This window comes from Chryseobacterium sp. FP211-J200 (assembly GCF_001643375.1).
Classification (GTDB): Bacteria; Bacteroidota; Bacteroidia; order Flavobacteriales; family Weeksellaceae; genus Epilithonimonas; species Epilithonimonas ginsengisoli.
Genome location: NZ_LSHB01000064.1, coordinates 1 through 24,202, shown reverse-complemented (window position 1 = coordinate 24,202; position 24,202 = coordinate 1). Strand labels below are relative to the sequence as shown.

Annotated in this window: 21 protein-coding genes; 15 read left to right on the top strand and 6 right to left on the bottom strand. The window is 37.7% G+C overall.

What is annotated here, in order from left to right:
- Nucleotides 1-210 precede the first annotated feature (210 nt).
- The 12 genes from AXA65_RS17335 to AXA65_RS17280 all read left to right on the top strand — a co-directional run bounded on the left by AXA65_RS17335 (nt 211) and on the right by AXA65_RS17280 (nt 15,227).
- Nucleotides 211-981, top strand: a complete 771-nt coding sequence (locus AXA65_RS17335) for a glycogen/starch synthase (protein WP_063971315.1) — start codon at nt 211-213, stop codon at nt 979-981.
- A gap of 16 nt (nt 982-997) precedes the next feature.
- A complete protein-coding gene (locus tag AXA65_RS17330) occupies nt 998-2,584 on the top strand; it encodes a DUF4270 family protein (protein WP_228391708.1) in 1,587 nt (528 codons plus the stop codon).
- A 15-nt stretch (nt 2,585-2,599) separates the two neighbouring features.
- Nucleotides 2,600-4,453, top strand: coding sequence for a glutamine--fructose-6-phosphate transaminase (isomerizing) (glmS, locus tag AXA65_RS17325; protein ID WP_063971313.1), 1,854 nt, complete (start codon nt 2,600-2,602; stop codon nt 4,451-4,453).
- A 105-nt stretch (nt 4,454-4,558) separates the two neighbouring features.
- Nucleotides 4,559-5,983: a gliding motility lipoprotein GldK gene (gene gldK / locus AXA65_RS17320; RefSeq protein ID WP_063971312.1), complete on the top strand. Its 1,425-nt coding sequence runs from the start codon at nt 4,559-4,561 to the stop codon at nt 5,981-5,983.
- A 36-nt stretch (nt 5,984-6,019) separates the two neighbouring features.
- Nucleotides 6,020-6,697: a gliding motility protein GldL gene (gene gldL, locus AXA65_RS17315; RefSeq protein ID WP_063971311.1), complete on the top strand. Its 678-nt coding sequence runs from the start codon at nt 6,020-6,022 to the stop codon at nt 6,695-6,697.
- Between the two features lie 47 nt (nt 6,698-6,744).
- A complete protein-coding gene (gene gldM, locus AXA65_RS17310; RefSeq protein ID WP_063971310.1) occupies nt 6,745-8,319 on the top strand; it encodes a gliding motility protein GldM in 1,575 nt (524 codons plus the stop codon).
- Between the two features lie 53 nt (nt 8,320-8,372).
- Entirely contained in the window at nt 8,373-9,590 is a 1,218-nt protein-coding gene (gene gldN, locus AXA65_RS17305) for a gliding motility protein GldN (RefSeq protein ID WP_086048260.1), read from the top strand.
- Between the two features lie 58 nt (nt 9,591-9,648).
- On the top strand, nt 9,649-10,680 hold the full coding sequence (locus AXA65_RS17300; RefSeq protein WP_063971308.1) for an NAD(P)/FAD-dependent oxidoreductase: 1,032 nt from the start codon (nt 9,649-9,651) through the stop codon (nt 10,678-10,680).
- Between the two features lie 84 nt (nt 10,681-10,764).
- Nucleotides 10,765-11,478, top strand: a complete 714-nt coding sequence (locus tag AXA65_RS17295; RefSeq protein WP_063971307.1) for a phosphoadenylyl-sulfate reductase — start codon at nt 10,765-10,767, stop codon at nt 11,476-11,478.
- Between the two features lie 18 nt (nt 11,479-11,496).
- Nucleotides 11,497-12,405 (top strand): sulfate adenylyltransferase subunit CysD, encoded by a 909-nt coding sequence (cysD, locus tag AXA65_RS17290; RefSeq protein ID WP_063971306.1) that lies wholly within the window; start codon nt 11,497-11,499, stop codon nt 12,403-12,405.
- A gap of 275 nt (nt 12,406-12,680) precedes the next feature.
- A complete protein-coding gene (locus tag AXA65_RS17285) occupies nt 12,681-13,919 on the top strand; it encodes a sulfate adenylyltransferase subunit 1 (protein WP_063971305.1) in 1,239 nt (412 codons plus the stop codon).
- A 15-nt stretch (nt 13,920-13,934) separates the two neighbouring features.
- Nucleotides 13,935-15,227, top strand: coding sequence for a TSUP family transporter (locus tag AXA65_RS17280; protein WP_086048259.1), 1,293 nt, complete (start codon nt 13,935-13,937; stop codon nt 15,225-15,227).
- Between the two features lie 154 nt (nt 15,228-15,381).
- Here AXA65_RS17280 and AXA65_RS17275 read toward each other — a convergent pair whose 3' ends face one another.
- The 3 genes from AXA65_RS17275 to AXA65_RS17265 all read right to left on the bottom strand — a co-directional run bounded on the left by AXA65_RS17275 (nt 15,382) and on the right by AXA65_RS17265 (nt 20,274).
- Complete coding sequence (locus AXA65_RS17275; RefSeq protein WP_063971304.1) at nt 15,382-15,897, bottom strand: hypothetical protein; 516 nt, start codon at nt 15,895-15,897, stop codon at nt 15,382-15,384.
- An 84-nt stretch (nt 15,898-15,981) separates the two neighbouring features.
- Complete coding sequence (locus tag AXA65_RS17270) at nt 15,982-18,237, bottom strand: TonB-dependent siderophore receptor (RefSeq protein WP_063971303.1); 2,256 nt, start codon at nt 18,235-18,237, stop codon at nt 15,982-15,984.
- Nucleotides 18,238-18,384: 147 nt separating this feature from the next.
- Nucleotides 18,385-20,274 carry an ABC-F family ATP-binding cassette domain-containing protein gene (locus AXA65_RS17265; RefSeq protein ID WP_063971302.1) on the bottom strand — a complete coding sequence of 630 codons (1,890 nt, stop codon included), beginning with the start codon at nt 20,272-20,274 and terminating at the stop codon, nt 18,385-18,387.
- Nucleotides 20,275-20,574: 300 nt separating this feature from the next.
- On the opposite strand from AXA65_RS17265, the gene AXA65_RS17260 reads away from it, so the two are divergent.
- Nucleotides 20,575-21,399 (top strand): carboxypeptidase-like regulatory domain-containing protein, encoded by an 825-nt coding sequence (locus tag AXA65_RS17260; RefSeq protein ID WP_063971301.1) that lies wholly within the window; start codon nt 20,575-20,577, stop codon nt 21,397-21,399.
- A 38-nt stretch (nt 21,400-21,437) separates the two neighbouring features.
- Complete coding sequence (locus AXA65_RS17255; protein WP_086048258.1) at nt 21,438-22,217, top strand: alpha/beta fold hydrolase; 780 nt, start codon at nt 21,438-21,440, stop codon at nt 22,215-22,217.
- 4 nt (nt 22,218-22,221) lie between these two features.
- Here AXA65_RS17255 and AXA65_RS17250 read toward each other — a convergent pair whose 3' ends face one another.
- From AXA65_RS17250 to AXA65_RS17240, 3 genes are all read right to left on the bottom strand, one after another.
- Nucleotides 22,222-22,500, bottom strand: coding sequence for a type II toxin-antitoxin system YafQ family toxin (locus AXA65_RS17250; protein WP_063971300.1), 279 nt, complete (start codon nt 22,498-22,500; stop codon nt 22,222-22,224).
- A complete protein-coding gene (locus AXA65_RS17245; protein ID WP_063971299.1) occupies nt 22,497-22,712 on the bottom strand; it encodes a hypothetical protein in 216 nt (71 codons plus the stop codon). The genes AXA65_RS17250 and AXA65_RS17245 overlap by 4 nt, the downstream gene beginning before the upstream one ends.
- A 65-nt stretch (nt 22,713-22,777) precedes the next feature.
- On the bottom strand, nt 22,778-23,638 hold the full coding sequence (locus AXA65_RS17240; RefSeq protein ID WP_063971298.1) for a GH25 family lysozyme: 861 nt from the start codon (nt 23,636-23,638) through the stop codon (nt 22,778-22,780).
- 133 nt (nt 23,639-23,771) lie between these two features.
- On the opposite strand from AXA65_RS17240, the gene AXA65_RS17235 reads away from it, so the two are divergent.
- Nucleotides 23,772-24,113 carry a hypothetical protein gene (locus AXA65_RS17235; RefSeq protein ID WP_063971297.1) on the top strand — a complete coding sequence of 114 codons (342 nt, stop codon included), beginning with the start codon at nt 23,772-23,774 and terminating at the stop codon, nt 24,111-24,113.
- Nucleotides 24,114-24,202: the final 89 nt, after the last annotated feature.

The window sequence follows — 24,202 nt, the reverse complement described above, 5'->3', positions numbered from 1 at the left end:
TTTTATAATGCACTACGGGTATTAATAATAAGATTTAGCTATCAAAGATGATTTAAAATATGTGAAAATTTAACAATTTATAAGTGGTAATGAATTGATAATTAGAGGTTTTTAGTTGAAAGTATTAATATTAATGAAAATAAAAATTTTGATTTAATTTTTTGTAATTTTGCAAAATGAAGATTTTATACTTCATCAAAAGTAAATTTTATGCCTAATCAAAAGATTTTATACGTTACTACAGAGATGTTCCCGTACCAAGAAGATACTAATATGGGAAGTTTGGTACACAAAATGGCGCTGAAAATGCACGCAAGTGGTAACGATGTCAGGGTTTTTATGCCCAGATTCGGACAGATAAGTGAGAGGAAATTCCAACTTCACGAGGTGATCAGACTTTCCGGGATGAACATTATCATCAATGACCTAGACCAACCTTTGATCATTAAAGTAGCCTCTTTGCCAGGTGAGCGTCTGCAGGTTTATTTTATCGATAACGAAGAATATTTTAAGAGAAAGCAATATTATCACGATGACGAAGGAAAAGCGTTTGAAGATAATAACGAAAGAGCTATCTTCTTTGCAAGAGGCGTTATCGAAACTATCAAAAAACTAAACTGGGTTCCAGATGTGATCCACCTGAATGGCTGGATGTCCTCTCTAATTCCTATTTACTTGAAGACTTATTACAAAGACGACACCTATTTCAACGATACCAAAATTGTACTTTCCGTTTATAACGAAGATGATATTGAATTAAATAGCAATACGAAAGAAGTTTTGGCCTTCGATAATATTTCTGGGTTGGAATCGTTAGATAATCCAAGCTTCCTAAACTTTGTGAATGACAGTATGCAATACGTGGATGTCATCGTAAAAGGGAATGAGTTTTTGGAGGAAAAACTAGAAGAAGCTTATGGAAAAGCAAATGCAGAGAAGTCTGACTACTTGAATGCTGATTCTATAGCGACAGTTTATTAATTACTATTTTTTTATAATGATAAAGATAAAAACGTTGATGAAGATGATCCCGTTCCTCGCAATGGGAATTGTAGTTTTGAATTCTTGTGAAGGAGAGCTGGATAATCTAGGGTCCCAATTGGTAGATGGAAATGCAGCTGATGGTTATGACAAAGCTTATAGTCTTATTGCATATAATATTGATAATTCTGATCTAATTCGTGCAGATGCATCAAGACTGGATAGTGTGAGAATTGGAGCTTTCAGTGAATCTGTTTTTGGAGGTCAGAAAGCGTCCTACATCACCCAGCTTAGGTTGAATACCTATGATCCTGATTTCGGCACAAACCCGGTTATTGACTCCGTGGTCTTGACCTTGAAGCCGAGATATGAAACTGATTCCGTTGATACCACAACCAAGGAAGATTATATTTATCCTGATGGGGAAGTTGCTGCCAAGAAAGTGGTGACAACATATCCTGTAAGTAAATATGGTAATTACAAATTAGCAGGTGAGAAAACCAAGTTTACCATCAAGGTCAATGAGGTGAACGATTTCTTAGGAAGTACTTCAGATTCTCTTAGTTCAAATAAGGCAGTAGCTCTTGGAGCAGAAATTGGATCAAAAGCTTTTGATGGGACAGTTAACTCTGTTGTTATTACAAAAGATTCCGATGCTTCTGAATTACTTAACAGATCTGTTTCTTACAGAATGAAACTGGATAGTGCTTTTTTTCAGAACAAGATCATTGCTAAGAAGGGAGATCAGGTTCTTAAAGATGCTGCGTCTTTCATCAGATACTTCAAAGGGATCAGTATTTCTGTCGTGGAAAATGATGGTTACCTATTCTCTATGGCACCAAATGATGCAGGTATCACAATCTACTACAAAAATGATGTCACCACAGATAATGTAGTAACACGTACAAAAGCGGAGACCACATTAAATCTAGGTTCTGGAAATGTCCATTTAAGCAGTATTACTTACAATAGGCCAGCACAATATGTTACAGATATGAATTCCGCAGTTAAAGTTGAAAATCTTAAAAATGTGGATTTGCCAGTAACGCCTGCTGCTGTAATTTATGCTCAGGGAATGGGAGGCGCAAGTTTCGGAATTAGAATTCCTGCAGCTACACTTGAAGCATTAAGAAAAGAATACAAAGACAAAAAAATTGGGATTGTTTCTGCGAAAATCAGATTATATAACGATGCTAGTTGGGATAATACTTATAAGAAACCTTCCAACATGTTGGTCAAAGATAGACTATTGAAGGGATTTCTTCCTGATATGACAAGTTTGGCCAATGCAGGATATTCGTTGATCAAAACAGCAAACTTGTCAGCTAACAATGCTTCTTATGATATTGGCATTACTGCATCTTTGAAAACGATAATCGAAGATGAAAATTTTGACCCTACTAAGAATAAAGATTTTGTTATCAATCTTGGAAGCTATCTTGTCGATTCTAGTTCAGGTACGCTTTTAGGGCAGGATTATAATACAAGAGCTTATAATCCTTATCGTATTGTACTTAAAGGGACTGATACAGGTAGTACGGGACAAGAAATCGATATAAAGTCTAATGTGGCTCAATTAAGATTAATATTTACTCAAAAATAAAAACTCAAATAAATTATGTGTGGAATTGTTGGATATACAGGTTTTCGTGATGCTTATGACATTGTTATCAATGGATTGCGTCGTTTAGAATATCGGGGATACGATAGTGCCGGAGTTGTTTTAGAAACCGATAAAGGAGAATTTGAAGTTAAAAAGACCAAAGGTAAAGTTGACGATCTCGTTGCAATTTCTAAAGCGTTGAAAAGCACTTCTAAAATTGGAATGGGACATACAAGGTGGGCTACACATGGCGTGCCAAGTGATAACAATTCTCACCCACATCTTTCAAACAATGGTAAAATAGCATTGGTTCACAATGGGATCATAGAGAACTATGATACGATAAAGACAATGCTTATCAATAAAGATTTTGAGTTCAAATCAGAAACAGACACAGAGGTATTGGTCAACCTGATCCAGTATTTTATGGATAAGGAGGTGACATTGGATTTCCCAGAAGCTGTTAGATATGCTTTGAATGAAGTTTATGGAGCATACGCTGTTTCCGTAATGCATGAAGATTTTCCAGGACAACTGGTCATTGCAAGATTAGGGTCACCATTGGCCGTTGGCATCGGTGAAGATGAGTATTTTGTTGCATCCGACGCTTCTCCTTTTGTTGAATTTACAAAAGAAGCCGTTTATCTTGAAGAAGGCCATATGGCTACCATATCTCTTGAGTCAGGTATTGATATCAGAACTATTAAAGAAAATACCAAAATAGAGCCCGCCATTCAAGAATTGAAACTTAATCTAGAACAGATAGAAAAAGGTGGTTATCAACATTTCATGTTAAAAGAAATCTTCGAACAGCCAAAGTCTATTCTTGATACAATGAGAGGAAGGTTGCTGGCAGAGGAAGGAATCATCAAAATGGCAGGTATCTGGGACCATCTTGAAAGATTGACCAATGCAGAAAGGATCATCATCATTGCTTGTGGAACGTCTTGGCATGCAGGCCTTATCGGAGAATATCTAATCGAGGAGTTTGCAAGAGTTCCTGTGGAGGTAGAATATGCTTCAGAATTTAGATATAGAGATCCTATCATCAGCTCTAAGGATGTTGTAATTGCAATTTCACAATCTGGAGAAACTGCCGATACTATGGCAGCTATCAAACTTGCTAAGGAAAGGGGTGCTTTCGTGTTTGGAATTTGTAACGTGGTAGATTCTTCTATCGCAAGATATACGGATGCAGGCGCTTACACGCATGCTGGACCAGAGATTGGTGTCGCTTCCACAAAAGCTTTCACAGCACAATTGACCATTTTGTCTTTGATTGCCATCAAATTAGGAAACCACAATGGTAATTTGGGTAAAGCCGATTTCATGCGATTGATCACCGAATTGGAATCCATTCCTAAAAAGGTAGAAGAGGTTTTGAATTCTGTTGATGAGGTTGTAAAAGGTATTGCTAAGAAATTTGCAGATGCAACCAATTTCCTATACTTAGGAAGAGGTTACAACTTCCCAGCGGCTTTGGAAGGAGCACTTAAACTTAAAGAAATTTCTTATATCCATGCAGAAGGTTATCCAGCTGCAGAGATGAAACATGGGCCAATTGCATTGATAGATGAGAATATGCCGATTGTTATCATCGCTCCAAAAGTTGGACATTATGATAAAATTGTCAGTAATGTTCAAGAGATCAAAGCTAGAAAGGGAATTGTAATAGCAGTTATCAACAAAGGAGATACGCAGGTTGCTGCTATGGCAGACTATATTATAGAAATTCCAGAGACTTCAGAATGTTTCTCACCTATCTTAGCCTCAGTACCTTTACAACTGCTTTCTTACTATATTGCTGTTGAAAGAGGAGCCAATGTGGATCAGCCAAGAAACCTCGCAAAATCAGTAACTGTAGAATAATTTCATGCTTTGTGAAATATTCTTTAACAAATTACGTTTTGAATAAAATTTGATAATTATTCATAAAAAAAATTATATATTTACCGCTTAATTTCTTTAAAATAGATGAAAAGGATATTACTAATATTATTGTCAACAACGGTTATTGTTTCTTGTTCCAAAGGTGGTGGGAAAGGTATAACAGGCAATCCCGGTATTAAGGGAGAGTTGGTTCCAAGAGGATCATCAAAGTCATTTATTGCAGAAAGACCTTATGGAATGGTTCCAATACCAGGTGGTTCTTTTGTAATGGGTATGGCCGATCAGGATTTTGCTGCCACTCCAGAAAAAGCAATGCCAAAAACTGTTACAGTATCTTCCTTTTTCATGGACGAGTCAGAGATCACCAATGCTGAGTATCGATTGTTCATCAATGCTGTAAGAGATTCTATTGCCAGAGGTTTATTAGCTGAGGCAGCAGGAGAAGGTGGCGGCGAAGAAGGCGGAGATGGTGGGTCAATTGCTGACTACGCTTACGCAGGCAAGAAAACTGGCGACGAAGCGTCCCCATATCAAAAATTCCTTGAGTCTCAGGGAGGTAGAGATGGATACGATGAGTCTAAAAAATTAGATAAAAAAGTGCCATTGACCTATAATACTTCTGCTTATCCTGACGAAAAATATGCAGAGGTCTTGGAATCTATGTATCTACCCGCAGAAAAAAGAATCAATAACGAGAGAATTATAGATTGGTCTAAGATCAAATATAATTATCAATGGGAAGATGTAATGTCTGCTGTAAAAGATAAAGACAGAGGTGCAAATTATCTGAAAAAAGAGAGTATTGCGGTTTATCCAGATACAACTGTTTGGGTGAAGGATTTCAATTATGCTTATAACGAACCTTTATTCGATCAATATTTTTGGCACCAGGCTTACAGAGAATATCCTGTAGTTGGAGTTACTTGGGATCAGGCGAGAGCATTTTGTGACTTCAAAACAAAGATCAAATCTGATTATAACAGCAGCCTAAAGAAGAAAAAACAAAAAGCAATGAGATTCCGTCTTCCAACAGAGGCAGAATGGGAATATGCTGCGAAAGGTGGTATCGAAAATGCAACTTATCCTTGGGGAGGTCCTTATTTACAGGATGATAGAGGTTGCTACTTGGCAAACTTCAAACCAAAAAGAGGTTCTTACATAGAAGATGAGAAAAAAGGTAACTATACTTATACTGCGCCAGTTAAGAAATTCCCTAAAAATGGTTATGGATTGTACGATATGGCAGGTAACGTTTCCGAATGGACCGAGTCGCCATACAGCAATTCTACTTACGAATTCTCTTCAACATTGAACCCTTATCTTTCAAACCAAGCTTACAAAGAAGCTAAGAAAACTGTAAGAGGTGGATCTTGGAAAGATGTAGGTTATCTATTGATGACAGGCTACAGAGATTGGGAGAGAAAAGATTCTGCAAGAAGCTATGTTGGATTCAGAACAGTTCAAGATATCCCTTCAGGTGCCGGAAAATTTAAAAGAACAACTAAATAATTAACTAACTATTACTAACTAAAAATTTAAAAGAACATGTTTAAAACTAAAGATTCAATCACGAATTTTGTTTATTCGTTTGGTGCAGCTATCGTAATCTTAGGAGCTTTATTCAAAATGACCCACTGGAGTCTTGGCCCTATTACTGGTAACGTAGCTCTTGCAGCTGGTTTGATCACTGAGGCGTTGATCTTCCTATTTTTTGCATTCGATCCACCAAAATCTGAAGAAAGCTATGCTTGGGAAAATGTTTACCCAGAATTATTAGACGAAACTGCAGAAAGACAACCTAGAAAAGTTGTAGCTAAGGTTGAAAACAAAGAATTGGAAGTGTCTCTATCAGACAAACTAGATAAGATGTTGGCTGATGCCAAACTAGACGTAAGCTTGTTCGAAAGACTAAGAGGAGGAATTGATAAATTCTCTTCTTCAGTAGATCAGATCAACCAAACTGTAGACGTTTCTGCTTCTACTCACAAATATAACGAGCAACTTAACCTGGCTGCTTCTCATTTGGAAAGTATGAATGCTTTGTATGCACTTCAATTGGAGCAAGGTCAAAAACAATCAGAATACAGTAAAAAATATGTTGAAGATATCCAAAGATCTGCAGCACATTCTGAAAAATTCAACGAAGAACTACAAGGCCTAACTGGTAATCTAAATAATCTTAATAGAGTTTATGGTGGTATGCTTAGCGCAATGAAGTCTTAATCACTATCATTTTAATTTTTGTTTAACAATTAATTTAATTTATTAAAATGGCAGGAGGCAAACAGACACCACGTCAGAAGATGATCAACCTGATGTACTTGGTTTTCATCGCGATGCTAGCGATGCAGATCGATCAGGAGATCATCAGATCATATAAAGATACCAATCAGTCTCTTACGGATACCAGATTGATGGTAGAAAATAAGAATGATAAGATTTTCGAAGCTACGCTTAAAGCAAAAGCTGTATCATCACCAGAAGTTTATGGACCTATGCTTGTTCAATATCAAGAACTGAAAGCAAAAACAAATGATCTAGTTGGATTTATTGATGGTCTTAAAAACAAAATGAGTACTGAAGCTGAATATAATTCGGATCCTTCGATTCCAGTTGAGGAAAGTTTTACAGCACTAAATAATACGGAACCATCTACAACTACGTTTTTTAAAGATGGTGACGAGAAAACCTTATCGCCTCAATCCAATGAGTTGAAAACTAAAGTAGATGCGCTAAGACAATATATCGTAACAACTTTTGGAAGTAATGTTCAGTTAAAGGATGTTGCAACAAGAGCAAACAAAATGATGGTTGCTGAGTTTCCAAAAGGAGACAAAAGAGCAAACAAAGGATGGACGCAATACAAATTTTATAATCAGCCATTGGTTGCTGCATTATCAAATCTAGAAGTGATCCAGTCAGAAGCAAGAAACTTACAGTCAGATGCATTGACATCTATGTTGCAAGAGAAAGTAGATGCTGATATCAAATTTGATGCTTATGAAGCTTTGGTTTCTGGACCTAGTTCAGTAATGAAAGGTGAGCCTGCTGAGATCAAAGTGGCAATTGGAACTTTCGCAAGTTCTGTTCCTGGTCTAGCGATCACTGGTGCTAGAGTCGTAAATGGTCAAGGTATCATTACACCTGCAACAGGAGCTGTAGGAACTCAGGAATTAAAAGGTCAAATTTCATTCACGGATAAGAATGGTAAAGTTCATACATTACCTTACGCTCATACTTTAAATGTAGTTTCTGGTGCAGAAGCATTGAAAGAACAAAGTGGAGCCATCTTAGCAGCGGACAAAATGAATGTTCTGTATAGAGGTTTATCTAATCCAGTTTCTGGATCTATTTTAGGTGCCAATCTTGAAGCGACTACATTGTCTGCAGCAGGTGCATCTGTAAGTGGAGGAAGAGGAAAATGGAACGTAACGCCAGCTGGTGGAAACGAGGTGACACTTACAATCGCTGGAAAATCTCCAAGCGGAAAGATGATCTCTCAACCTTTCAAATTTAGAGTTAAAAATATCCCGCCACCAAGAGGTGAGATCAGAGGTAAGAGTTATGATGTGATGCCTGCAAACATGATATCCAAACAAACTTTGACTGCAACACTGAAGGATTTTGACTTCCCTGTTTCTTTCAACGTTGTTAGTTTCAAGGTGAAAGTTCCTGGAAAAGCAGTAATGTCTGTTAATGGTAGCTCATTGGCTCCAGTAGAATCTCTGACCAAAGGTTTGAGAGCAGGAGACAACATCGCAATATTTGATGTTCAGGCAACAGCACAAGGTTTAAGTGGCGTAGTACTTCCTAATATCGGAGGTGTTGTGATCAGTGTACTTTAATTTATTTTAAAAAGTTATTTTTAGCTTATTGATTTTATATTTCAATAATTATTATGAAAAAGATTATATATAGTTTAATTTGTCTTTCCTCAACGATGGCTTTTGGACAAAGTAGCATTCTTAATGCTGGTTCTCCTCAAACATTCCGAGAAGACCGTGAGGTTAAGAAAGATAGTATTACACCTCTTAAATATGGATTTATCGAAGATAAAGACATCTTGAGAAGTATGGTTGTATGGGAAATAATTGATATGAATGATAAGATCAATCAGCCTTTTTATCATAACAGTGATGGTCTTGTAACACAAAACAAATCGCTATATCAAATTTTATTGGACGCTGTTAATTCAGGTAAGATAAAAGAAGTATATTCAAGTGATGATTTTACAACTAGGCTTACACCTGAAGGTATTGCAGCTGCAACGTCTGTTCCAATGGTAGATAATTATTTTATCGAAACATTGAATGCGAATAAGATTTCAGATTCAGAAGCTCAAGGCTTATTAAAGTATTTTACTTCATTGAAAGGTACTGATAACAAGCAAGTGAACGGAATGTTCATGAAATATTCCACAAGACTAGCCGACGTTTTGGAATTTAACGGTTCTGCTCAACCAGCGCCTACAGAAGAAACTGTAACTACTGGTAAAGGAAAAAAGAAAAAGACTGTTAAAAAAACATCCAAAGCACCCGCTATTGAACCGGGAACAATGTTGGTAAACTTGGACGGATCTTGGTATAAGATCAAGAAGTCCGATATCGAAGCTAATGTTGGATTCTCTGAAACAAAAACTGAGAAAGTTAAAGCATTGAAGTTAATGGGAATGTGGTATATCGATAAAAGAGATACACAACTTAGATACAGATTGCTAGGTATTGCTGCCATGGGAGAAGATCCGAATGCTGCGATATTGAAAGCCGAAAGAGCACAACAGATGCAAGAATCTGGAGCGCCTCTTGACCCTTCTATCCTAAATGAAGAAGGTGATCTAATTGATCTTTTCTGGATCTATTATCCGGATGCGAGACAGGTATTGTCTAGTAACTACATCTTCAACGCTAAGAATTCGACTTCTGATATCACTTTTGACGATGTTCTTAATGCAAGAAGATTCTCAGCTGTGATCTATAAGGCAGACAACGGTCTTGGAAGAGGTGGAAGTGGTATCATTGACGAGTACATCCCGAATGATGCGGACGGCCAATTGGACGAAAGCGACAGGATCAAAGCACAGATCCTACAAATGGAAAATGATATGTGGAATTACTAAGATTTCTCATATTCCAAATAGAAAAACCTGAGTATCTTTACTCAGGTTTTTTATTTTTATGGATCAGGTAGATTATATTATTGTTGGAGGTGGTTTTGCAGGCTTTTTTCTTGCACATCAGTTGCAGAAGGAGAACAGGTCTTTTGTTATTTTTAATGGAGAGCAAATCTCCGGGTCACATATCTCTGCAGGCGTTTGTAATCCGGTCATCCTCAAAAGATTCAGCACGTTCTGGAAGTCCAAAGAACAAATGGATTATTTGGAAACGATTTTCTCCGAGATAGAATCCTACACTGGAAAGAATTATATCATCAATGAACCTGTTGCCCGAATTTTCCACGATGAAGCAGAAAAAAAACAGTGGCTCAAAAACTCAAATAAAGATGACCTCAAACCATTCTTAGATCCTGATTTTATCACATTGGATTCTGTCGAAAATCCGCTTGAATCCGGTATTGTCAAAAATTCCTGCAGAATAGATGTGGAGAATTTTTTTAAAGATATGTTTCAATACTTTGATGAAAAAGGAGTTATCATTAATGATTCTTTTGATCATGATTCTATCGATACAGAAAATTCCACTTACAAAGATTTCCAGTTCAAGAAAATTGTTTTCTGCGAAGGCATCCATACGAAGGATAATCCTTATTTTGATCAGATTCCTGTGTTACCGAACAAAGGGCATTGCCTGGAAGTTAAGATTGATGAACCAATTGATCCATACATCATCAAGAAAAAACACTTCCTATTTTCACTGTCAGATAAGCGATTTTATTGTGGTGGAACTTACGATCGTTTTGATCAGACAGAAGAAATCGACCCCGAATTCGTAGAGGAATTGGAAACAGGACTTCAGGTTTTTTACAAAGGGAATTATTCCATAAGCAAAATCAAAACAGCTTTCCGAGCCACAGTCGATGATAGGAGACCAATTCTGGGTACACATCCAGAGTTCACAAATCTTCATATTTTCAATGGTCTTGGAGCAAGAGGTGTGCTCAACGGAACTTATTTTTCCAAAGTGATGTTTGATTATCTGGAAAGTCAAATTGATCTTGATTCCGAAATAGATGTAAAAAGATTTTATTAATTGAGTCTTTTTGCATTTCATATTATACTAATTTGGTAAGATATGTTCTAATCATTAACTTTGCAGCAAGCAACGATTAAAAATATGAATGAAGATTTAAAATCGATATATCAAAGTCTAATTGAAAATAATATTCAGAACAATTCTATTGAAGAGGTTTTGAATCAACTTACCGACCTTTTTCCCGAAGAGATCTGCTTTTCCACAAGTTTTAGCATGGAAGATCAGGTCATCACAGATTTTGTTAAAGATACTGGGATCAATATTTTTACGTTGGACACTGGCCGCCTTTTCGAAGACACTTACAACACCTGGAATTTAACAAGGTCAAAGTACAAAGTCAATGTCAAAGCCTATTATCCGGATTATGAGGAGTTGGAACCATTCATTCAGGAAAAAGGCTCCGATTCTTTCTATACTTCAGTTGACAACAGGAAAAAATGTTGCGAGATCAGAAAAGTCCATCCTTTGAAAAGAGCGTTGAAAGGCAACAAAGTTTGGATCACAGGTCTGCGGGCAGAACATTCGCCAGATCGCGAAAATCTCCAGCAATTTGAATGGGATGAGTCCAACCAGATCATAAAGTACCATCCGATCCTGTTCTGGACAACAGAAGAGGTCAAAGATTTCATCAAACAAAAACAAATTCCTTACAACATCCTTCACGACAAAGGATTCGTAAGCATTGGTTGTGCACCGTGTACAAGAGCGATCCAGCCAGGCGAAGATTTCCGCGCAGGTCGATGGTGGTGGGAAGATGCCAACAAAAAAGAATGTGGTCTCCATGTTCATAAATAACAATTAAGAAAAATTAAAATGTCAAAATATCAATTGGATTATCTAGAGCAGCTAGAGTCCGAAGCCATTCATATTTTCCGCGAAGTTGCAGGACAGTTTGAACGCCCGGCTTTACTTTTCAGCGGCGGAAAAGACAGCATTACGTTGGTTCATTTAGCACTCAAAGCTTTTAGACCAGGCAAATTCCCGTTTCCTTTGGTTCACATCGATACAGGCCACAATTTCCCCGAAGTTCTGGAATATCGTGATCAATTGGCCGAACAGATCGGCGAAAAACTAATCGTAAGAAAAGTAGAAGATACCATAAGAGAGAAAGGTTTGACCGAACCAAAAGGGAAATTACCAAGCCGTAACGCACTCCAAACCTTCACACTTCTAGACACCGTCGAAGAATTCGAATTCGACTGCTGCATCGGTGGTGGAAGAAGGGATGAGGAAAAAGCCAGGGCTAAAGAAAGGATCTTCTCGGTTCGTGACGATTTCGGACAATGGGACCCGAAGCTTCAACGCCCAGAATTATGGAATACCTACAACGGTAAGATCCACAAAGGCGAGCAGGTAAGAGCGTTCCCAATCAGCAACTGGACAGAGCTCGACGTTTGGAATTACATCCTGAAAGAGAACATCCAATTACCATCGATTTATTTTTCCCACGAGCGAGAAGTCCTCAACTATGACAGCCAGTTCATCGCAATGAACGAGTTCGTCAATCTCGAGGAAAGCGATGTCGTGACCACCGAAAAAGTCCGCTACAGAACCGTTGGCGATATGACCTGTACCGCAGCAGTCCTTTCCAACGCTGCAAATCTGGAAGAAGTGATCGCCGAGATCATTACCACCAAAACCAGCGAGAGGGGCGAAACCAGAATAGACGACAGAACCTCCGAAGCCGCAATGGAAGACCGCAAAAAAGCAGGCTACTTTTAATTATTAATGATAAATTATAAGTGATGAATGATTAAATCGCAAGCAAATTCTCAAAATCATTTATCAATTATCCATCATCAATTATAATTAGGAGCCGGGAACCTGCTGTCCACTGTATCTTTTTTGTTTTTTAGAACACTTGTATTTCTGATTAGCATTAAGTACAAAAAAACAAAAAAGGATGCCGTTCCCATCAGGGCTATGGAGCAATTCAAAACCACATTAACAGTTGTTTATCAATAACAATTGATCATTAACAATTAACCATTAATAAAATGGACATATTAAGATTTATAACAGCAGGCAGTGTAGACGACGGAAAAAGCACACTGATAGGCAGATTACTATACGATAGCAAAAATATCCTCATCGACCAGCTGGAAGCCGTAGAACGTGCCAGCAAATTCAAAAATGACGGCGAACTGGATCTGGCATTACTGACAGACGGTTTACGTGCAGAACGTGAACAAGGGATCACCATCGATGTGGCTTACAAATATTTCTCGACACCTAAGCGTAAATTTATTATCGCAGATGCACCAGGTCACGTGCAATACACGAGGAATATGATCACAGGCGCCAGCAATGCCGCTTTGATCATCATTCTGATCGATGCCAGAAATGGGATCATAGAACAGACCAGACGACACTCGATTATAGCATCTCTACTCAACATCCCAAATGTGGTCGTGGCGATCAACAAACTGGATCTTGTCAACTATTCCGAAGAGATTTTCATTAATATTAAAGAAGAATATTCCAAAATCGCAGAGCAATTGTCGCTCAACAATGTGGTCTATATCCCGATAAGTGCTTTGGATGGCGACAATATCGTTGACCGATCCGAGAAGTTGGATTGGTATCAAGGGAAAACTTTGCTGGATCATTTGGAGACTGTAGAATTAGAAAACACAATCAATCTTGAAAAAGCCAGATTTCCTGTTCAATATGTGATTCGTCCACAGTCAGAAGACTATCACGATTACCGTGGTTACGCAGGAAAGATCACCAATGGCATTTACAAAGTAGGAGACGAAGTGACCATTCTCCCTTCTGGAACTGAAAGCAAAATTTCTGCGATAGAAATTGATCAGAAGAATGTGAAAGAGGCTTTTGCACCGCAAAGTGTGATCCTCCATTTGGAAACCGATGTCGATATCAGCCGAGGCGACTTGATCGTCAAATCCAATGACCTTCCAAAATTAGAGCAAGAATTGGAAGTGCTCGTCTGCTGGATGGGCGAAAAACCATTGAAGGTCGGTTCCAAATATCTGATTCAAAACAACACCACCCAAACCAAAGCCGTGATCAGAGATATCGAATATAAATTGGATGTTAATACCCTGGAAAAGCATGAGGTAGAACAGGTTTCACTTAATGAGATCGTCAAACTGAAACTTAAAACTGCAAAACCGTTCGCTTTCGATGCTTACAAAGATCTGGCTTCAAATGGCGGGATCATCTTCATCGATGAGACGAGCTTTGTAACCGTTGGAGCAGGTTTGATCCAATAATTTAAAACTGATATTTTGAAATCAAAGATCTCACTTCCAATTTTTATCAACGCATCCACAAACAAGATCCTGATCGTTGGAGGTGGGAAACTGGCCTCGGAGCAGCTTAATGACATGATGCAGGATATTCCGGAGGCCGATATCAGTGTCTTGGCCAAAAGACTCTCAGACGACATCAAAAATCTGTTGTTGGAGAATACATCGATCAAGATTATCAATGATGATTTCAAAGACGAATATTTGGAGATCGCTGATCTGTTCATTGTAGCAACAGAAGATCCGGCGCAAGACCAGGTCATCATCTCAAAAGTAAAGGAACACAAGAATCTATATTTTGCGCCTAACAATCCTACGGAAAGTGATTTTACCTTTCAGAAAGATGATGGTCAGCACGAGAAAAAGACCATTTTCCCGATCAACAATGAAAAAAAATGGCGACGAACCGCAACCGTATTTTTTCTAGCTTTCGTCATTCTATTGATTGGAAATATCCTGTCATTTTACATCGGTTTCAAAGACCTGGAGGTGGCGTACCAGTATTTGAATGCCAACACAGACGAACGGTTTTTCTGGTTGTTTCTCGTCGGATTTTTAGCACAACTGATTGATGGTGCTCTGGGAATGGGCTATGGCGTGACTTGCACCGCTGCATTGTTATACATCGGGATTCCCTTGCCGGCAATCAGCAGTAGTATCCATACCGCCGAGATGTTTTCCAGTGGTGCATCGGGTTTCAGCCATTACAAGTTCGGGAATATCAACAAGAAATTATTCAAAAATATTCTGATACCAGGTGTTTTAGGTGCCATTTTAGGTGCGTTATTGTTATCATATCTCGGAGAAAAATATGCGGGAATCATCAAACCAATTCTCGCACTTTATACCTTCATTCTCGGAATGAGAATTTTACTCAATGCCTTCAAAAAGAACAAGATCAGAAAGAAAACCAAAAGAGTAGGCTGGTTAGCTGGAGCTGGCGGATTCCTGGATTCCTTTGGCGGCGGCGGTTGGGGACCGTTGGTAACATCCACTTTGATTATGAAAGGAAAAACCCCGCGTTATGTGATCGGAACAGTGAGCTTGACTGAATTCTTTGTTACCTTCGCCAGCGCATTGACCTTCTTCTCGGTCATCGGGATCAGCCACTGGCAACTCATTGCAGGATTGATCTTGGGTGGCGTTCTAGCGGCACCAATTGCCGCAAGGTTAGCGGGTAAATTACCTTTGAAAGCAATGTTTATCGGTGTCGGCGCCATCGTCATCATCTGGAGCTTGAATGTTCTTTTGAAAACTTTCCACATTATATAGAAAATTTTGGCAAATCCCTCGCCAATGCTATGCCACCGCTCGGGTCGGGCTGTCCGTTCCTATCTTTTTCTTGCCCCAGCTTTTGCCTTCCCAAGAAAAAGGATAACCACTTCCATCCCTTTTGCGAGCGACTCCAAATTAGTCAATCTAAGTTTTATAAGAACGTCAATAGCAAAGCAAGTACAAAACCAATGGCCGCGAAGATCATTCCGCGTTTGAAAACCTTAGATTTTGGCGGAAACATCCAAAAACTTGACAGGACAAAGAAGAATAAGGAGATCCCAAAAAATACGTTGAGAAAAGACAAAGATTCTTTGGATTGTGACTTGTGAAGTTTGGTCATTTTGTCCCACACAAATGGTAATTCCTTCTTGCTGTATTTCGCTTCTCCAGTTTTGATATTGTAAGTTCCCTGTTTGAAAAACATCACATCACCTTCCGTTTTATCCACTTCAAAGCCTTTGACCTTGATTTCTTTCCCGAGTTTTTTCTCATCCAGGTTGGCTTCAAATTTCTTCTCGTATTTGTTTTCCTTTTTCAGAAAATCGGTGTCTCTATATACCAAAAGAATTCCGCTAACAGAGTAAACAACCATGATCCCTGCAAGGAAATAGCCTAGATATCGGTGAACGATTCTCATAAAACTTCTGGTGTCTTTTATTTTGTCCATTTTATTCTTGTTTTTATTAATTTGAAAAAGTGGAGACAAATGTATGACTCCACTTTTATTCTTAGAAATTTGATTTGATATTTATTAAAGTTTGTAGGTCAAGGTTACATAAAAGTTTCTTGGCATAATCGGATTCACGGAATAATTCTCATGTACAACGTAATTATGGGTATCGAAGAGATTTCCTATTTTACCTTGAATCAAGAATTTTTTATATTCATATCCAACAGATAAATCGAAGATGTTGTAATCCTTCAGTTTGAATATTCTGGAAACTCCGTTTCTTGCCTCCAAGCTGTTCGCTCCGGTTTTGGTATCGTTCCAACCTGCAAGTCTGTCTCCGATGAAATAATAAGTTCCACCAAGTCTAAGACCTTTTACCCATTTGTCAAACGTGTAGAAAACAGAACCATTCACCGTTGTCGCAGGTGTTCTGGCAACTCTTTGCTTTTCCACATAACCGAAAACCTCTGGTGTATCTTTGTAGATGGCGTGGTTGTAGGCAAATCCTGCAATGATGGAAATATTTTTAGTTGGATTTCCCGTGATATCAGCTTCAACACCTCGGCTCAATAGTTTACCAGCAAATTCTTTGATATTGGTATCGCTGTTTGCAGTTCCATTGGACAAAAACTGAGCTTGCTGATAGAAATTTTTGTTCAGAATCTGGTAAGCTGTCACATTGAAAGCAACAGCATTGTTCCAAACATTTTTCTTGATTCCAACTTCAAATTGGTCGATGATACTTGGCTTCAAACCAGTATCTGTATTCACATCACGACCTGTGTTTGGAGAGAATGAATTGGTGTATGTTGCAAAAACCGATAGATTGTCATTAGGCATATAAACCAATCCCGCTTTTGGGGAGAAAGCTCTGTCTGCTGTTGCAGAATTATCTTTACCAACCTTGGAATTGTTCATAAAGTTAGAAACCAAAGTAGTCATATTCTCCAAATAAGAATATCTCAATCCAGCAATTACTTTCAATTCTTTCGTCAAGCTAATAAAATCCTGTGCATATATTCCGATTCTTCTGGTTGGGATTCTTGTTTTGTCATATTTGTTGGCAGCCGGCATAGTTCCTCCATTCCAAGAATTAGGGTCATCAAAATAAACATAGCCAGATGCGTCGCCATTGGTTCCAAAATAATAGGACGTCCCATAAACCGCATTACTTCGATTAGGGTCATAGTAAGTATAAGCATCTGATTTCAAATAATCTGCATCTGCACCAATCAAAATTTTATGGTTGATTTTACCTGTGTAGAATTCACCATTCACATTAACCTGAGCGCTGGTGTAATTTTGTTCGTTATAGGTTCTGTTAAGATTTCTTCTCCATCTGTATCTGTTGTTATTTTGAGTCCAGGTCGTACGCTCTGTTGAGAAATAATCTTTAATATAATTCTGATAAGTGACTACAGCATTCAAAGTCCAATTTTCATTGAATTGATGATTCACAATGATGTCGGTAGACGCTTGTTTCACATTTTGATACTGCCAATCTGCGCCAAAAAAAGTATTAATTGGTGAGATTGTATTTACATAATAACTCTTGTCCGGATTTTCAAATGTTCCCAGTCCAAAATCTGGTGTGAAATTATTGCTCAGATAATCTGCTTCTACAATAATCTGAGTTTTAGAACCAATGTTAAATGCGAAAGATGGATTGAAATAATATTTTTCAGAATTTACAACATCACGGAAGCTGTTTGCTTTTTCATAAGTACCATTCATACGAAATGCAATTTTCTCTGTCAATGGTCCATAGATATCCACCGTTGGTTTGTAAGAATCCCAGCTTCCTGCAGAGAAACCAAGCGTTCCACCGGATTTGAAAATTGGTTTCTTTGTAATCATATTGACGATACCACCAGCCGCGACATTACCATACAATAATGCGTTTGCGCCTTTTGCTACTTCCACGCGCTCTAATCCGGAAACTTCAGGATTGACACCACTGTTGATTCTTGCTCCGTTTTTATATAGATTTTCTGACCCGAAAGTAAATCCTCTTCCTCCAAAACTTGCCTGGGAGTTTCCTCTTGCAGAAGTCAGATACAATCCACTTACATTTTGAATAACTTCTGCCAACTGTCGGATTTGTTGTTTTTCAATAATCTCGTGAGTTACAATAGAAATCGGCTGAGGATTTTCCATTGTTGTAAGATTGGATTTAGAAGTTGCAGTTTTAGCTCTGTTGGGATTACCGGTTTTATGCAATTCCACGTCTTCAATTTGCTGAATTTTTATGGTGTCATTATCTTTTTGTCCGCCTTTTTGAGAATAGACAGAAATAGACAACAAAATTAGACTTGCAGAGATGATGGACTTCTTCATATTTTATTTAGAATTGTTAAAAACAGTGCAAAAATATGCAAACTGTTGATATCTCTCAGTATTATTTTAAATAATTCTAAATAAAAAGGATTTTTAATGTTTAATTATCTTTAAGCCAGCGTGTTGTGTTTTAATGATTTTTATCAATTATTCCTGTAGCTCCAACCAACGTGTTTCAAATTCCTCTAGTTTTATAGATATTGTTTCCAAATCAGAAGATAATTTTGAGATTTTGTCGTAGTCAGACTCGTTGTTGAGTTGTTCCAGGATTCCGGCTCTTTTTTCTTCCAGTTTCGGCATTTCTTTTTCAATCGTTTCCAGCTCGTGCTGTTCTTTGAAAGATAATTTCTTTTTAGCTGGCTGATTGGTCACAACTGTCGCAGGCGTTTCTTTCGGAACTTCAACCTTTTCAACTTTCGGCGTTTCAACCTTCGGATTTTTCTCTTCGTTTTTCAGATTCTCTCTATACTCGGAGAAATTTCCGACAAACTCTTTGATTTTTCCTTCGCCTTCAAAAGCCAGAACATGGTCCACAATTCTGTCCATAAAATAACGGTCGTGAGAAACGATGATCAAACTTCCCTGGAAATTCTGAAGGAAATTCTCAAGAACCGTCAAAGTCGGCAAATCCAAATCATTTGTAGGCTCATCAAAAATCAGGAAATTTGGATTTTGATAAAGAATATACATCAAGTGCAGACGGCGTTTTTCTCCGCCCGAAAGTTTCGAAATTGGTGAATATTGCGTTTGGTCATCAAACAAAAACAACCTCAAGAACTGAGAAGCCGAGATGGTTTTTCCATTAGCCAAAGGAAAATTCTCCCCAATTTCTTTAATGAAATCAATCACGCGCTCGTCCTCTTTATAGGTCAAACCTTTCTGCGCAAAATAGCCGAACTTGATTGTTTCTCCAGTTTCAATTTCACCAGAATCTTTCGGCACAAAACCTTGAATAATATTTAGTAAAGTCGATTTTCCAGCACCGTTTTTCCCAACGATTCCCACTTTTTCACCTCTCTGAAATTGATATGAGAAATCTTTGAACAATACTTTTTCACCATAACTTTTATTGATATCTCTAAGTTCAAGGATTTTATTTCCCAATCTTTTCATTTCAAAATCCAACGCCAATGTTTCTTTTCTGGTGTCGGTTTTCGCTACTTTTTCAGTTTCGTAGAAGTCATCCTGACGAGATTTTGATTTCGTGGTTCTCGCTTTCGGCTGTCTTCTCATCCATTCCAATTCCTTTCTGTAAAGATTATTCGCTTTATCAATCGTCGAATTCAAGTTGTCCTCACGGATCATTTTATTCTCGAGGTAAGTCGCATAACTTCCGTTGTGGAGATAGAGATTTCCGTCTTCCATTTCCCAGATTTTGTCGCAAACTGCATCCAGGAAATAACGGTCGTGCGTTACCAAAAGCAACGTAATTTTCGCCTTACTCAAATAATTTTCCAGCCATTCTACCATTTCCACGTCCAAGTGATTGGTGGGCTCATCCATAATCAAAAGCGTGTGGCGATGTTCTGCTCTTGTTTCTGTCAATAGTTTTGCGAGCGCAATTCTTTTGATTTGTCCACCGGAAAGCGTTCCCATTTTCGCCGACAGATCTGTGATTTTCAGTTGAGAAAGAATCTGTTCCATCTCATTTTCCAGATCCCACGCTTTATGAATTTCCATCTCAGCCAAAGCCGTTTCCATATCATCCGGATTTTCCGAGGTCAAAGCGTGGTGATATTTCTTCAAAGCGAGAATTGGCGCAGAATCCAAAGTCATCATAAATTCCTCCACAGAAAGTTTCGGGTCAAAATCAATCTCCTGGTCAAACAAAACCACCTGAATGTCTTTGTTAATCACCACTTCACCGCCGTCAGCGATTTCTTTTCCCATCAGGATTTTCAGAAGTGTGGATTTTCCGCTTCCATTTTTGGCAACGATGGCAATTTTGTCGCCTTCGTTCACGTGGAAGGTAATATTTTTGAACAGAACTTTGACACCGTAAGATTTGCTAAGATTTTCTGCAGAAACGTAATTCATTTTGGGTTGGATGATGGAGTTTAGATGCTGGAATTTTTTCCAGCTGCGAAAGTACGAAAATGAAATTTTAAAATTCAGATAATCATAATTATTTGGGCAGCTTTATCCGTCTTCCACTCCCAATCTTTTTGCCAGCGCTTATCCCCAAGCAAAAAAGGATTTCCGTTCAAGCCGGGCTGCGGAGATTCTACGTTTTATTGTCATCTTTAGAAAAATTTAACGAAAACCAAAACGCATTTAACCTTTCCTTGAGATATTTGAAATGGGAAATTTCAGAAGTTTGCAATCAAATTAAACTCTATGAAAAAACTCAACTTTCTGTTTGCAGTCTTCGCATTCGTAGCTCTTCAGGCGCAAACCATTTCAGGAACTATCCTTTCAAAAGAAGATAATCAACCAATTCCTTATGCTAAAATTGGAATTATGAATGATGGTTTTGGAATTCAGACAGACGAAAATGGGAAATTCCAAATTCACTTGGACAATATTTCGAAAGATAAAGAATTGATAGTCGCTGTTCCCGGATACAAACAGTTCCGAAGTTCTGTGGAAGATTTTGCAAAAGAGAATCCTCATACTATTTATTTGTATGAAAAAGTAACCAATATTCAGGAAGTTGTCTTGGCTCCAAATCATTACAAAGACAAAAATCTGGGTTTGAACAGCAAGTCGAAATCTGTGATGTTTACCCCAAATATGGAAAAAGGAAATTCTGTGGTGGAAGAAACTGCGGTTGAATTTAGTTCCAGCAAAAAACTGAAAATAAATAAAATCAACATCAATTTTTCCAGATTCGAAGCTACAACGCCAATCAAAGTTCGCTACACTATTTACGATGAGAAAGATGGCAAACCGAACAATTTGATTTTAAATAAAGATATCATCGCCACAATTGCTAAAGATAAATTGCAAGATTCTACTTTTTCTGTGGATGTGAGCAGTGAAAAAATCTGGCTTCAAGGCAAATTCTTTGTTGGAATCCAGTTTATTGGACAATCGGATGGGAAAGTGGCTTTGAGTGGCGCACTTTTCAGGTCAGGATATTACCGTTCGTTCTATGGGAATTGGGAAAAAATCGGACTGGCAGCCCCAGCCATCAACATTGATGTGAAAGTGAAAAAGTAGTTTGATTTATTTCTACATTTGATCATTAATCAAATCCAATGAAAAAGATAATATTCTTAGTCTTGTTATGTAGTTTCACTTTTGGCTTTTCCCAAGTTTCTGATTTTGGAAAGAATGAAAAAGTGGGAAAAGTACTGCGTTTGAAAGACGCCGATATCTATTACGAAGTTTACGGAAAAGGCGAACCATTATTTTTACTTCACGGAAACGGTGGAAGCATTGATGCTTTTACGAAAGAAATTCCGGAGCTTTCCAAACATTTCAAAATCATTGCGATGGACACGCGCGCTCAGGGGAAAAGTACGGATACTTCAGTAGATCCTTTGACCTACATTAAATTTGCTGATGATGTAAAAGCTTTGGCGGATGAATTGAAATTAAAGAAAATCAATATTCTCGGCTGGAGGGATGGCGGAAATACGGCGATAGAATTTGCGATCAAGTATCCAAAAAACACTAATAGAATCATCACAAGCGGCGCCAACGTTTTCCCTAATGGCGTAGGTGAAAGTGAAGTCGAAAATATGAAAAAAGACGTAGCGAAAATAAAGGCTGAAAGTAAACCTGAACGTGATATTCGCTTGCTTCAATTGATGATTTATGAACCAAAAATCACCAAGGAACAACTTAACCATATCAAAGCAAAAGCTTTTATACTAGCTGGAGAAAACGATTTGATTCTCCGTTCTCACACAGAATACATCGTTGCAGAAATTCCTAATTCCAAATTGAAAATCTACAAAGGTGCATCACACGGCGTTCCTATTGAGAGGGCTGAAGAGTTGAATAAAGATGTGATTGGTTTTTTGAAAAAGTAAAAAACTACTTGAATAAATCTGAGTGAGTGCCTGTTCTGGTAAGAGAAACAAGTTTAATTTCTTCATCTTGTTTCCAAATCAAAAGCCAATCTGGTTGGATGTGACATTCCCAATAGCCTTTGAAATTACCTTTCAAAATGTGAGGTTTATATTTGGTTGGAAGTTTTCCATTTTTTTCGAGCAGGATGACAACTTCTTTGAATAATTCCAAGTCCAATCCTCTTTTTTGAGCCAGTTTGATATCTTTTTTAATCTTTCCGGTGTACTCAATTTCGTAACTCATATCCCCAATTCTTTGAATAAATCTTTGGAGTCTTTCACTTTGAAAGTTTTACCTTTTTCAACTTCTTCAATGGCTTTGATAGTTGCTGAATTAGGCTCGTTCTCATCAACTATTTCCACACCTTTTTTTTCATTAATCCCAATTTTAATCAATTCCAAAAGTGCTTTTCCATAGCTTGTACGTTTGTTTATTTTTAGCTTGATTGTTTCCATCTCTATTCTATTAAGACAAAGATACAAGAAAATATTGTTGAATTAATATGGACGATTTATAAAGATTAATCTATCGTCATCATTTTCAAACTCCAAAGATTTCCATTGTAAATATCCAAATCGACTTTGGTATTAATTCCGTACACAATTCCGTTTTCTGAGAATTGCCAGAACTGAAATTCATCATCGGGTGACGGCGTAGGAACATCATTGTAATTGGCAAGCCAAAGCGGATAATCATCGAATTCGCCTTTCAGGTAATCTTTGTAAAAGCTGTAATAAGTGTAGATGATCGGTTTTTCGCCGTAGGTTTCTTCCATTATTTTGATCCAGACCTTGAGGTCGGAAACCAATTGTTCTATTGATTTTTTTCTTGGATTTTTTTCGATGTCCAAAATTGGAGGTAGATCACCGGATTCTAATTTTGCAACAGAAAGGTAGGAATTGGCCTGCATTATCGGGTCTTCATCCGGACGGTAAAAGTGGTAAGCACCTCTGATGAGACCGTGGTGTTTTGCCGTTTCCCAAAAATGGTCAAAGTTCTTATCCAATTTTCGGTTTCCCATACTTGCTCTCAGAACAACGAATTTCAGAGGGATCGTTCGGTTGCCAATACTGAGACTGTCCCACTGGATGTCTTCTTTTCTTTGGTAATGAGAAATGTCGAATCCAAAAGTTTGATTGGAATATAAGCCAACTATTTTATCGATTCTCGCTGACTCTTTTTCGGAGTTCGTAAGATTCTTGTGTTCGAAATGTTTCCCTAAATAATATGAGAAATAATAATTGATCTTTTGCCTAAGATAAAAACCCGTTCCCAGCAAAGAGACCAAAAGAATCAACAGAAGGATCCAGCGCTTTTTTATAAAAACGCTTTTTCTTTTCTGATGGATTTTTCTCTTGGTAGATTGGTTTGTCTTTGCCATAAGTTTTGCAAAAATATTATATTTCCCTTTTGAAAAAGAACAAGATGAATTTATTTTTAAAATTTAAAATATTGATTAATTTTTTTGGCTTACTTTATGCTAATATTGTAATATTAATTTTAAATATAAAAAGATGAAAAAGAGAATCTTAACATTGGCAGCGGTTTCATTTGTAACTATAGCGATGAGTGCTCAAACGGTAAAACAAGAAGTGAAAAAAGATGCTAAAGCTGTTGGAACTGCAGTTGACAAAGGTGCGAAAGCAACTGGCGAGGGCGTAAAGGATGGTGCAGAATGGGTTGGCGATAAAACTAAAAAAGGCGCAAAAGCTACCAAAAAAGCCGTGAAGAAAGGAGCAAAATGGACTGGTAAAACTGCAAAAAAAGGTGCTAAAGCTGTAGAAAAAACCGCCGTAAAAGGTGCTGATGCAGTAAGTGATACTTATAAAGATGTAAAGGCAGATATAAAGAAATAGACTTAGTACATAAAGACTTCAAAATTTGAGGTCTTTTTTTGTAACATTTTTAAAGTAATGATAACTAAATAACCTGAGTTCGGTTTAAG

Coding starts and splice junctions, on each gene's coding strand:
- AXA65_RS17335 (WP_063971315.1), top strand. CDS start 211: ATGCCTAATCAAAAGATTTTATACGTTACTACAGAGATGTTCCCGTAC.
- AXA65_RS17330 (WP_228391708.1), top strand. CDS start 998: ATGATAAAGATAAAAACGTTGATGAAGATGATCCCGTTCCTCGCAATG.
- glmS (WP_063971313.1), top strand. CDS start 2,600: ATGTGTGGAATTGTTGGATATACAGGTTTTCGTGATGCTTATGACATT.
- gldK (WP_063971312.1), top strand. CDS start 4,559: ATGAAAAGGATATTACTAATATTATTGTCAACAACGGTTATTGTTTCT.
- gldL (WP_063971311.1), top strand. CDS start 6,020: ATGTTTAAAACTAAAGATTCAATCACGAATTTTGTTTATTCGTTTGGT.
- gldM (WP_063971310.1), top strand. CDS start 6,745: ATGGCAGGAGGCAAACAGACACCACGTCAGAAGATGATCAACCTGATG.
- gldN (WP_086048260.1), top strand. CDS start 8,373: ATGAAAAAGATTATATATAGTTTAATTTGTCTTTCCTCAACGATGGCT.
- AXA65_RS17300 (WP_063971308.1), top strand. CDS start 9,649: ATGGATCAGGTAGATTATATTATTGTTGGAGGTGGTTTTGCAGGCTTT.
- AXA65_RS17295 (WP_063971307.1), top strand. CDS start 10,765: ATGAATGAAGATTTAAAATCGATATATCAAAGTCTAATTGAAAATAAT.
- cysD (WP_063971306.1), top strand. CDS start 11,497: ATGTCAAAATATCAATTGGATTATCTAGAGCAGCTAGAGTCCGAAGCC.
- AXA65_RS17285 (WP_063971305.1), top strand. CDS start 12,681: ATGGACATATTAAGATTTATAACAGCAGGCAGTGTAGACGACGGAAAA.
- AXA65_RS17275 (WP_063971304.1), bottom strand. CDS start 15,897: ATGGACAAAATAAAAGACACCAGAAGTTTTATGAGAATCGTTCACCGA.
- AXA65_RS17270 (WP_063971303.1), bottom strand. CDS start 18,237: ATGAAGAAGTCCATCATCTCTGCAAGTCTAATTTTGTTGTCTATTTCT.
- AXA65_RS17265 (WP_063971302.1), bottom strand. CDS start 20,274: ATGAATTACGTTTCTGCAGAAAATCTTAGCAAATCTTACGGTGTCAAA.
- AXA65_RS17260 (WP_063971301.1), top strand. CDS start 20,575: ATGAAAAAACTCAACTTTCTGTTTGCAGTCTTCGCATTCGTAGCTCTT.
- AXA65_RS17255 (WP_086048258.1), top strand. CDS start 21,438: ATGAAAAAGATAATATTCTTAGTCTTGTTATGTAGTTTCACTTTTGGC.
- AXA65_RS17250 (WP_063971300.1), bottom strand. CDS start 22,500: ATGAGTTACGAAATTGAGTACACCGGAAAGATTAAAAAAGATATCAAA.
- AXA65_RS17245 (WP_063971299.1), bottom strand. CDS start 22,712: ATGGAAACAATCAAGCTAAAAATAAACAAACGTACAAGCTATGGAAAA.
- AXA65_RS17240 (WP_063971298.1), bottom strand. CDS start 23,638: ATGGCAAAGACAAACCAATCTACCAAGAGAAAAATCCATCAGAAAAGA.
- AXA65_RS17235 (WP_063971297.1), top strand. CDS start 23,772: ATGAAAAAGAGAATCTTAACATTGGCAGCGGTTTCATTTGTAACTATA.